At 45.0% G+C, this 10401-nt stretch carries 8 protein-coding genes; 3 read left to right on the forward strand and 5 right to left on the reverse strand.

Translation table 11 applies throughout. The annotated features are described in order from the left end of the window. Window positions 1-16: 16 nt before the first annotated feature. Together VN429_RS11135 and VN429_RS11140 are read right to left on the reverse strand one after the other, a co-directional pair. Window positions 17-1492 carry an RNB domain-containing ribonuclease gene (locus tag VN429_RS11135; protein WP_325633302.1) on the reverse strand — a complete coding sequence of 492 codons (1476 nt, stop codon included), beginning with the start codon at window positions 1490-1492 and terminating at the stop codon, window positions 17-19. 60 nt (window positions 1493-1552) lie between these two features. Then, the gene (locus VN429_RS11140) at window positions 1553-2200 is read right to left on the reverse strand and encodes an SHOCT domain-containing protein (protein ID WP_325633304.1); all 648 of its coding nucleotides are present in this window, start codon (window positions 2198-2200) and stop codon (window positions 1553-1555) included. Between the two features lie 42 nt (window positions 2201-2242). Between VN429_RS11140 and VN429_RS11145 the strand changes: the two genes are divergently transcribed. Further along, window positions 2243-3913 (forward strand): putative manganese-dependent inorganic diphosphatase, encoded by a 1671-nt coding sequence (locus VN429_RS11145; protein WP_325633306.1) that lies wholly within the window; start codon window positions 2243-2245, stop codon window positions 3911-3913. A 20-nt stretch (window positions 3914-3933) separates the two neighbouring features. Here VN429_RS11145 and VN429_RS11150 read toward each other — a convergent pair whose 3' ends face one another. The 3 genes from VN429_RS11150 to VN429_RS11160 are packed head-to-tail and all read right to left on the reverse strand — an operon-like array spanning window position 3934 to window position 8670. Further along, window positions 3934-5292, reverse strand: a complete 1359-nt coding sequence (locus VN429_RS11150; RefSeq protein WP_325633308.1) for a cobyrinic acid a,c-diamide synthase CobB — start codon at window positions 5290-5292, stop codon at window positions 3934-3936. Window position 5293: 1 nt separating this feature from the next. After that, on the reverse strand, window positions 5294-7798 hold the full coding sequence (locus tag VN429_RS11155; RefSeq protein ID WP_325633310.1) for a DNA-directed DNA polymerase: 2505 nt from the start codon (window positions 7796-7798) through the stop codon (window positions 5294-5296). Further along, window positions 7795-8670: a malate dehydrogenase gene (locus tag VN429_RS11160; protein WP_325633312.1), complete on the reverse strand. Its 876-nt coding sequence runs from the start codon at window positions 8668-8670 to the stop codon at window positions 7795-7797. Before VN429_RS11160 ends, VN429_RS11155 begins: the two co-directional genes overlap by 4 nt. 56 nt (window positions 8671-8726) lie before the next feature. On the opposite strand from VN429_RS11160, the gene VN429_RS11165 reads away from it, so the two are divergent. Together VN429_RS11165 and VN429_RS11170 are read left to right on the forward strand one after the other, a co-directional pair. Beyond that, a complete protein-coding gene (locus VN429_RS11165) occupies window positions 8727-9614 on the forward strand; it encodes a dihydroorotate dehydrogenase (RefSeq protein ID WP_325633316.1) in 888 nt (295 codons plus the stop codon). Then, a complete protein-coding gene (locus tag VN429_RS11170; protein ID WP_325633314.1) occupies window positions 9607-10365 on the forward strand; it encodes a dihydroorotate dehydrogenase electron transfer subunit in 759 nt (252 codons plus the stop codon). Before VN429_RS11165 ends, VN429_RS11170 begins: the two co-directional genes overlap by 8 nt. The last annotated feature ends 36 nt before the right edge of the window (window positions 10366-10401 follow it).

Here is a 10401-nt window from a genome sequence, read left to right on the forward strand (position 1 = left end):
GTATTATCTCAATCAGTCACCTAACTTTTCCGGTACAATCAAAGTCTATGTACCCCTGATAGGGATCAGTTCTGAGCAGACGGACCCTGACTTTCTGACCAACATATAGACCCCGACATCCTTGAACAACTCTTCCTTCAACAGGAGGACTGAGTATTCTGACATAGGTACCTTTTTCTGAAGCACCTGTCACGAGTCCTTCAAATAACTGCCCGATTTTATTCTGGAGAAGCACTGCAGCAGCAGCCTTTTGCATGAGCCGTTCAACCTTTTTCGATCCCTTTTCACGACCTGTAAGCCAGGTACTCAACTCTTTTAATTCTGCATTTGAATACGGATTCTTTTGATCGTCGAGGACTGACTTGATGATGCGCTGAATGATGAGATCAATGTATCTTCGATTTGGTGCAGTTCCATGTGTGTAATCTGTGACTGCAAGTGCGAAATGCCCTACTGGGGGTTCACCAGGAATGAGTGGAACATACTCACCTGGTCCCATGAGTTTTACTATCGTGAGAGAAAGATCTGGAAAACGTTCAGGATCGGCCTTTCTGCGCCTGATTAAAAATTTTGCAAGCGCCCGGGTATCAGGTGCTCGTGGAAGTTTTTCCCTGTATTGAGCAGCTGTCATTCTGATCCCCTCCCAGTTCTTTGGGGTTCGGACAATCCTCTGGATCATCGGCATATCTGCCTTATTCAAAAATGCAACGGTGGTTCCATTTGCTGCAACCATGAATTCTTCTATCAGACACCTGGCCATATTCTGCTCCTGAACAACCAGGTCCAGTACTTTTCCCTGACTTACAACAGCATTAGCTTCAAGAGTGCCAAGATCAAGAGCTCCCTGCTCCCTCCGGTGTTGTTTCAATCGCTCCGCAGCAGTATTCTGCAGTTCTATCTGTTCTTTAAGCCCGGGTACAGATTGAACAGAATAAGGGACTCCTGATTTTCCTTCAAGCCAGTCTCCGACCTCCTCGTAGATGAGTTTTGCTTTATTCACTACAACAGCCCGGTAGAGGCTGCCTGGTCTGAACGTTCCATCAGGCATGACTGTATATTCTATCACCATGGCAAGATGATCAGGTCCGGGAAGTAGTGATGAAACGCCTTTAGAGAGGGGATCTGGTAGCATTGAGAAGGTTTCTACCCCCGTATAAACTGAAGTGCCATTATGTGATGCATGTTTGTCAATGTGGGAATTTTTTAGAACAAAAAAATCGACATCTGCGATTGCAATTTTAACATGAATTTCATCGGTTTTCCCTTTCTCACAGTATTCGATTTGATCGAGATCCATGGAATCAACATTGTCGATTGATGACCAGAGGAGTGTTCTCAGATCACGGGTTTTTGTGGGCCAGGGTTCTATTAGTTTCTCTGTTACCTGTTGAACTTCAACCAGTGCTGATTTTGGAAAGACTGGTTCAAATCCGTATTTTACCATCGCGTCGTATGCGATTGTTTTAAGATCTACCTGATTATTATTTTGCATGATGTGATTGTTCCTGCATTTATGACTGATATTTGCTTTGACCCACCAGTATTTCACAGATTACTTCAATCTGTCCCGGCTCATGATCTCTGTTTTCAGTTTATTGAATTCTTCTTTGGTGATATGGCCTCGTTCATAAATCAGGATAAGATTGTCCAGCTCTTTCATCCGGTTTTCCAGGATCTGATCTCGTTTAGTTTTCGTGGGCTCAGCTCCTTTGTTATCATCTTTTTTCTTCTGAACGAGACTCGGTGTTATGCACAGAATAAATATGCCACCTGCAAGGACCATCCATGCGGTAGGGATCGCAAAACCAGCATTTTGCATCATACCTGATACTATTGGGTCCTGGGCTCCGCCCATTGAGGCTGACAACCCTCCCCCGAGTGCCATCTGCATCACATATCCAAGCCGGGTTCCATTAAGTATATCATATCCTGCTACAACTGCTGCAAGCCCTCCGCAAATGTAAAGGAGGAAAAATTTCCTTGTATACGTAATATATGCAGAGATTCCTGCAATCAGAAGATAAAGGATTCCTGTCCCGGTTGGCCCGTTCAGGTATGTAATCTGCCCGAGAAATGGGACCTGGAAAAAGGTGGTTAGTCCCCCGATAAAAAGACAGAGTGAACCCACATATCCTGCAATAAGGGTGACTCCATCCAGTGCCGAGGATGCAACATCTCCTATATTCACATCATCTGCCATAGTTGGTACTCTGGAATTTGGTTACGAGATATATCAATCTGCATGAGACAGACCAAAGTATATGTCTGCACATGCATAACCTGTGGAACAGGTATGCAGACAATATATGTTCTCGGACACCGGCAGCCTGATACCGATAGTATTGCCAGTGCAATCGCTTATGCAGACCTCCTTGGAAAGGTCAGAGAAGGTTCATATGTCGCAGGTCGATGTGGAGAGATTAACTCAGAGACACAATATGTCCTGAATGAAACGAATCTCCCAACGCCGACACTTATCGAAAGTGTGGAACCAGTTGTGGGAGATATTCCGTTCCTTTATCCTCAGCAAGCACCTAATGACATGGCTGCGATTGATGTGGCAGCATTGATGGATGAGCACGATGTCAGAAATATTCCAATTGTGGATTCAGATAACCATCTGCTTGGTCTTGTAAGTGAGCATGGTCTTGCCCGTGCATATGTATCACCTCACGCAAGTCAGCCACTTCGGGTTGGTCCAATCAGTACCGAGACATTAGCCCGGATTTTACAGGCAGAGATAGTACATCTTGCCCACTCAAGTCTAGATGGTCAGGTTGCTATTGTTATTGATGCCCTGCATGTCTCCCTCTCCCGGCTTGGTTCACAAGATGTAGCCATTGTCGGAGACAACGAACCCGCTCAATTGGCACTGGTTTCAGCAGGTATTGGAGCTATGATCATTGCTGAAGGAGCTCCCATTGGTGAACGTTTGCATGATGCAGCCAAGTCTCGCCAGGTAACACTCCTCAAAACTGATCTTGATGCTTTTAGCGTTGGCAGGATGATCCATCTCTCTCATCCGGCGACTGCTATCATGGGGACTGATGTAGAAGTTGTCCATATGGATGATTCTCTCTCATCAGCTACGAGGGTAGTTACCAATTCACCATACCGTACAGCCTGCGTGGTTGATGAGAATTATTGTTTACTTGGAATGATCTCTCGAAACTCTTTTGTTGAAGAAATTCACAAATCGGTGATCCTCGTTGATCACAATGAATTTGCCCAGGCAGCTGAAGGAATAGAGGAGGCTGAAGTACTGGAGATCATCGATCACCATCGTCTTGGAACTATCTCAACATTACGCCCGATTCAGTTTAGAAATGAGCCTGTTGGTTCAACTTCAACAATCATTACACTCAGATATATCGAAGAAGGAGTGACTCCTTCTAAAGAGATAGCGACGTTACTTTTGGCAGGAGTTCTTTCAGACACGCTTGTGATGAAGATGTCGACTACAACTGCACGAGACCGTGAGGCTGTAGAATATCTTTCAAGTCTGGCAGGTCGGGATCCACTGGAGTTTGGGAGCACACTCATCCAGAAAGGTATGGATCTCGATCAGGTTCCCCTTCATGAGCTTCTCATCAGGGATGTAAAAGAGTATACACTCTATGACAAGAAAGTGATCATTGCACAGATTATGACTGCTTCTGATCAGTATCACTCTTCTCATGATGATGAGATCAGAGAAGAGCTTACTGAAATAAGAGATAATACGGGTGCAGATCTCTATATTGTCCTCTTCACTGATGTTATAGGTCAGGTAAGTTATCTCTATGCTGCCGGTGATGCAGGACTGATTAACGGAATTGGATATGAAATACAACCGGTAGAGCTGCCGGGTGTAATGTCTCGAAAGAAAGATTATTTCCCTGTATTTGGCCAGAAACTACGTAGCGTTCTTTAATCGCTACCTGTTTTTTCTCTTTATTCAGTTTTTTTTTTATTTTCCATGGCTGCTGAGATGAGTGCTTTAGTCATGTTATCTGAAAAATATGCATGAGTATATGATCCCATGCAGTTTTCAACAAATATCCCGTCATGCCCATTTGAAATTCCTGATCCACGGGACAAGTTAATTGCGTATCTGGCATCCCGATCAGGATCGAGCCTTGAATAGTGAAATTCATGACCTCTGATTTCTGTTCCAGCGGGTGCAACAGATGGCCCCCCAATAGAATGACCCGTGGTGTAACCAAGAGCCTGAAATCTCTTCTCCATACATGCCTCTACCGGGAGAATTCCCGCCCATCGTACAGATCCTGTGTCACTGTTCAGTCCCTTACCAAGGTACATAAGTCCTCCACATTCTGCATATATAGGCACACCATCCTGTGTAGCAGTACGTATCTGATCTCGGGCCGGACCTGATTCAAGGACTGAAGCATGAAGTTCAGGGTAACCTCCACCCAAATAGATCATATCTGCAGAAGGAAGATTATCCACCATCGGACTGAAAAAAGTCAGCTCAGCACCATGTTTGACCAACCTTTCCAGGTTGTCCTGGTAATAAAAACAAAATGCCGGATCTCTGGCTACTGCAATGCGAACTTTCTCTGGCTCATTACGAATATCCATATTTGTTTCTAAAAGGGGAGGAGCTGATCTTGCAATGGTTATCAACCGGGGTACATCTGCATGCTCTTCAAGTATGTTTGCAAGTGCTGTTGGGACATGTGTTTCCTCCCCCATGACAAGTCCAAGATGTCTACTCCCGATTTCAAGATCTTTCATAACTGGAATATGTCCAATCTGATCAACACTATTGCGTGCCTGAAGAATTGCCTTGTGCCTGGGACTGCCTACCATATTCAGGATCATTCCAGAGATAGAAACATCAGGATCATGTCTGCTAAATCCCTCTGCGATAGCATGCACACTTCCTGACATTCCTTTCACTGGTATGACCAGGATAACCGGAGCCTTGAGCAGTCGTGCAACATGGGCAGTACTCCCCTCTGATGAGCCATCCAGCCCATCAAACATTCCCATCACCCCTTCGATGACTGCAATGTCTGCTCCTTTACTGGCATTGATGAATGTATCCCTGATAGTCTGCTCACCCATCATTATTGGATCAAGATTGCGGGAAATCCGCCCGCAGATTTGGGTGTGATGGCTGGGATCAATAAAATCAGGTCCTACTTTGAAAGGTTGTACTACAAGGCCCCGCTTCACAAGTGCAGCCATTAATCCTCGTGATACTGTTGTCTTTCCACAATCGCTGTGGATACCTGCAACTATTATCCTTGGTATTGAGATTTTTCCTGAATTATTTTCAGTCATATTAGAAAAAGTCTGAAAGGGTGGTTCTACTTGGATCCATATCAGACCAGCTCCAGCCGATAGGTTCCAGTATACGGGATATTGGTTGTTTTATTGTTTTATCCAGCATAAGTTCCCTGTCAACCACAAATTCTTCCGGGACCTGATCCCCGTATTCAAAGCAGAGGACATCTGTCTTTGGATACTTTCCTTTTACGGTCTTGATATAGAGACGTTTAGGTTTACTGCCCTTACCAAAGTTCATACCCAGGTATTCGTTGGCATACTTGGCACCCCGAATTTGTGCATCAGCGATGTCATAATCTTCAAGACCCTTCCCTATTCCACCGGGTATTCCAATCTCATCAAATGGGTATCCTCCTGCCCGGTATTTTTTGATAACATCTCCCAGAAATTGCTTAATCTCCGGCAGTTCTGCACCTTTCAGGATCCGGTTCATCATCTCTTTCATAACCTCTCTGGTGAGGAGTGGAGAGTCTGAGCGTTTTGCCTCAAACCCAACCATATCGATCTCATCCACATCTTTCCCTTCTTTCCAGATGAGATTGCCAGCATAACGCTTTTTCTTCCCTCCCTGAAAGAATCTGCGATATACTTTCTCAAATTTTATTGAAAAAAAGTGATGATCAGCATGGAGAGTTTCTTTGGCAAATTTATCATAACTCCCGTTCAGTTCCTTTTCTATTGATCTGGCAATCTGAATTGTCTGTTCAAGATCTCCTGGTGGGAGCTGGACCATGCATGAGTCAGTATCACCGTAGATGACCGAGTATCCTTTGGATTCTATAATAGATCTGGTATGTTCAATAATCGCTCTGCCCACAGAGGTGACCGCAGAACCTATTTCTCTGTCATAAAGCCTGAACCGGGAATATCCACTTACACCGTAATAGGTGTTCATGATAACCTTGATGACATTCTGCTGCATGTCAAAGAGATGATATTCCTGGGATCCGAATGGGTAGAGGTTCCGTGTGTTCTTCTTTTCGTCACGCTCTTTAAGCAGTTCGCTGATAATACTCCTTGTCAGTCCGTCAGGCTGGGCTTTAAACCTGATACCATTGGGTGCAACCAGTTCTCCTTCTGGATCTTTAGTCTCAGGTGAGGCATTGATCGTCATCATCGCCATTGGGTACAGAGATTTTAAATCAAGAACCACGACATTTTCTTTCAGTCCATGGCTTGGATCAAAAACTGTGGCACCCTCAAATTCATCTCCTGCTGCATATCCTTTCGAGGGAAGTACAAATTTTCCAAATGCTTTACGCAGGATATAGATATCGATGACGTTTGATGAATTCAGCGTTCTATCAAGTGGACAGCCAACATATCTGGAAATCTCTTGATAAAATTCAATAATACTGTTTTTCTGGTTTATCTTAACGCAGAGTTCGACGTCTTTATAGTTATATTCAATTAACTGGGCAGGACTGTCCTTCCAGAAGGCGGTGGTCATTCCTGGTGAATAGTGGAAAGCTTTTACATCACCAACCTCACGCTCTCCTACAGCATCCAACCGGTAGGAGTCAAGTTTTGTACTCTGCATCTTTTTATATGCTGCAAGGAGATCAAACTCTATCCTACCTCGAATAGTACTCCGTTCAGAAGGACCTTTGAGACGTGCCAGAATATCTGTAGGAAGGTTGAGTTTCTTAATTCTGCCAAGAATGAAAGGAAGGTCGAAATCGATGAAGTTCCATCCGGTGAGTAAGTCTGGATTTTTTTCAGTAATATATGATGCAAATCCTGCCAGTAGTTCTTTCTCGGTTGGATAAATCAGTACTTCATGACAGGATTTGTTGAAACATCCACTCTCAAGTGGCCCTGTTGAGTTTATGAGGGCCGGTGTTATTGTTTTAGACTCATTTTGCAGGATGAATGTTTTATACAGATCGTCAAAAGAATCCCAGGCAGTAATGCAGATAATAGCATCGCGATCAGGGTCCGGAAGTCCCCCTTTGTCATCCTGACATTCAATATCAAGGATGCAACTCCGGGTAGGAGCCATGATATTATCCGGAATCACCTCTTGGTATGGTACCTGAAATAGATCTTTTGGGATTTTAACTCCTGCAGTTATTCCCATATCGATCATAAACCTGGTGGCGAATGGAATATCAGCTTCAAAATGAGTGTAATCAGTTCGTACATCCCTGACATCAGTAGGGCGCTGGGTGTACATCCTGCGAACTTCTTCGCGGTGTATGGACCAGTATTGGGTCTCTTCCACCTTGATAACCTGCATGGGAAGAGGTACTTTTGAAAGCTGCTCTGCCTTTACATAGAGATAGGGTTTAAATCCCGTAATCATTATTTCGCGGGATGTACCATCCTTTTCTCTTCCGTATAGATGAATGACCGGTCCGTCCGGTCCGTTTGAGTACTCTACTTGGTTTATCCCCAGGAGAGTTTTTCCTGTGTCCTCTGCGTCTCCTTGAAAATTTAATTCTTTTTGGATCTTATTCTGGGACAAAGCAGTGTTAGTGGTATTTTTATTCTCGTTCATTGGTTATTCCCCTCTAGAGTCCTGCAAAGTCCTGACACAAAGGCACCGGCTGCCTGCATGTGATTGTGCTCCCAGGGATCCAGGTTCCATTGTTCAATTTCACAAATCCCCTCTCTTCCAATAATTGCTGGCACACCAAGGCAGCAACCTGATATCCCGTATTCACCTTCCAGAACACAGGAACAGGGTATGCATGTTTTAGCATCTTGAACAATTATTCGCACGAGTTCTGATATGTGCCATGAAGGACCGAACTCGGTCGCTCCTTTTCCCTTGATGATCTCCATACTTGCTCCCCGAAGACCGGATAGTATCTCATTCCTTTTTAATTCAGGGAGGGAGGTGCCAACTCTGTTGAAGATCGGCACCTGATGTTCTCCATGTTCTCCAAGTATACATCCAGGTCCTGGTATGCCTAATTGATGGAGAGCATAAGAAAACCTGGCAGTGTCTAATTGACCTCCAAATCCGATAATCCGGTTTTTTGGAATCTGGGTGATTGTATGGAAATACCAGGTGATGATGTCCATCGGATTAGTTACCACGATTAGGATTCCGGAAAAACCGTTCAGGTATCGTGCGCAACTTTCAGCGGCCGGCAGATTTGTATGAAGAAGATCTGCACGCGTTTTTACTGTAGGATTTCGAGGAAGTCCCGCCGTACAGATGACTATGTCACAATTCCGCATATCTTCCGGATCTGTTGAGATCTCAACATCAGTTCCCGTGTGCAGAATGTCAAGCCTTTGTGCCTCCTGGAGGTCGCGATTCTTATCGTATATTACCATACGGCTGACCAGGCCACGGGCATTGAGAAGGTTAGCTACTCCTCCTCCGATCGTTCCTGCTCCGAATATGGCGAGGCTTGTCATGCCATACTCATAGGTATGGCGAATACATAACTACCATCATATTGATCTCTCTGATGATGATTCGACTTCAGAGGGGTCCGGTCGAGGTTGGTGGAGTTACACTGAGAAACCATCTCATCCTTGCTGCTGGTGTGCTTGGCACCAGTGGCTCATCTCTTGCGCGTATGCTCCGAGAGGGAGCTGGTGCAGTGGTCTCCAAATCCATCGGACCTGAACCACGGTCAGGGCATGCAGGTCCGTGCCTTGTGGTTCTTGAGGATGGTGTTCTTAATGCAATGGGTCTCCCAAATCCGTCACATGAGTTCAAAGAAGAATTGAAACCTCTTGATGGCAAGCCAGTTATTGTCAGTATATTCGGAGGGAACCCGGAGGAGTTCAGTGAGGTTGCGTCATGGTTTGCTGATTCCGCAACTGCTTTTGAACTAAATGTCAGTTGTCCACATGCATCTGGTTATGGTGCCCAGATAGGTACTAACCCTGACTTGGTTCAGGCTTGCACTTCAGCTGTCGCCCGATTCAACAAACCTGTCTGGGTGAAACTCACCCCGAATGTGACTGATATCACTCTGATTGGAAAAGCCGCTGAAGATGGGGGGGCAGATGCCCTGGTAGCTATTAATACAGTCAGGGCGATGCGAATTTCTCTTGAGGCAAAGCGCCCTGTTCTTGGTAATCGGTTTGGTGGATTATCGGGAAAAGCAATATTTCCTATCGCGATCAGGTGCGTCTATGAGTTGTATGAATCATGTAAAATTCCCGTTATTGGATGTGGGGGCATTTCATCAGCAGATGATGTGGTTGAGATGATGATGGCCGGTGCATCTGCGGTTGAGATTGGATCTGCATTGCGGGGAAATCCGGGATTGTTCAGAGAAATTTCCTCAGTCTTATATAGTGATAATGGGGTTTTTTCGAAAGAAATTGTCGGGTGTGCACATGAGTGATAGTCTTCCTGTCATGGTTAAGATAACCAGAATAGTCGAAGAAACCCCATCTGTAAAAACGGTTTTTTTCGATAAGAAATTTGAGGCCGGATCGGGTCAGTTTGTTATGGTCTGGGTTCCCGGGGTTGATGAGATCCCAATGGCCCTTTCTGGATCTGATTCAATTACTGTTCAGGAAGTTGGTGATGCCACCAATAATCTTGGAACACTAAAGCCCGGTGAGTTGATTGGTATAAGAGGTCCATTTGGAAATGGATTCTCCCCGGATGGGAATATTCTGGCTATCGCAGGTGGTGTAGGTGCAGCCCCTTTACTGCCGCTTGCTCGGCAGTACTCAAATATTACCTTCTTGCTCGGTGCCAGGTCTGCCCCGGATCTTCTATACACCAGTATCCTTTCTGAATGTACAAACCTTATGATCGCGACTGACGATGGGTCAGTAGGATATCATGGATTTGTAGCAGGTCTTTTGCGCGAGATGGATCTTTCAATATACGATTCTGTCTGTGTTTGCGGACCAGAACTTATGATGAAGTCAGTCCTTGATGTTCTTGATTCGAAAGGTGTCCTCCAATTGGGGCAATTTAGTCTTCACCGATACATGAAATGCGGGGTGGGGTTATGTGGTTCATGTTGTATTGATCCTGAAGGATTATGCGTCTGCAGAGATGGTCCGGTATTTCGTGGTGATATTCTTCAACAGAGTGAGCTTGGAAGATATCACCGGGATGCATGTGGAAGGAGAAGTTGAATCCTAAACAATTCTCTGGTATGCGTGATACAATCC

This window comes from Methanospirillum sp. (assembly GCF_035560735.1).
In the GTDB taxonomy this organism is placed as follows: domain Archaea; phylum Halobacteriota; class Methanomicrobia; order Methanomicrobiales; family Methanospirillaceae; genus Methanospirillum.

What these genes read in the sequence shown, in the direction of transcription:
- VN429_RS11135 (WP_325633302.1), bottom strand. Translation starts at nt 1,492, where the DNA reads ATGCAAAATAATAATCAGGTAGATCTTAAAACAATCGCATACGACGCG.
- VN429_RS11160 (WP_325633312.1), bottom strand. Translation starts at nt 8,670, where the DNA reads ATGACAAGCCTCGCCATATTCGGAGCAGGAACGATCGGAGGAGGAGTA.
- VN429_RS11155 (WP_325633310.1), bottom strand. Translation starts at nt 7,798, where the DNA reads ATGAACGAGAATAAAAATACCACTAACACTGCTTTGTCCCAGAATAAG.
- VN429_RS11165 (WP_325633316.1), top strand. Translation starts at nt 8,727, where the DNA reads ATGATTCGACTTCAGAGGGGTCCGGTCGAGGTTGGTGGAGTTACACTG.
- VN429_RS11140 (WP_325633304.1), bottom strand. Translation starts at nt 2,200, where the DNA reads ATGGCAGATGATGTGAATATAGGAGATGTTGCATCCTCGGCACTGGAT.
- VN429_RS11145 (WP_325633306.1), top strand. Translation starts at nt 2,243, where the DNA reads ATGAGACAGACCAAAGTATATGTCTGCACATGCATAACCTGTGGAACA.
- VN429_RS11150 (WP_325633308.1), bottom strand. Translation starts at nt 5,292, where the DNA reads ATGACTGAAAATAATTCAGGAAAAATCTCAATACCAAGGATAATAGTT.
- VN429_RS11170 (WP_325633314.1), top strand. Translation starts at nt 9,607, where the DNA reads ATGAGTGATAGTCTTCCTGTCATGGTTAAGATAACCAGAATAGTCGAA.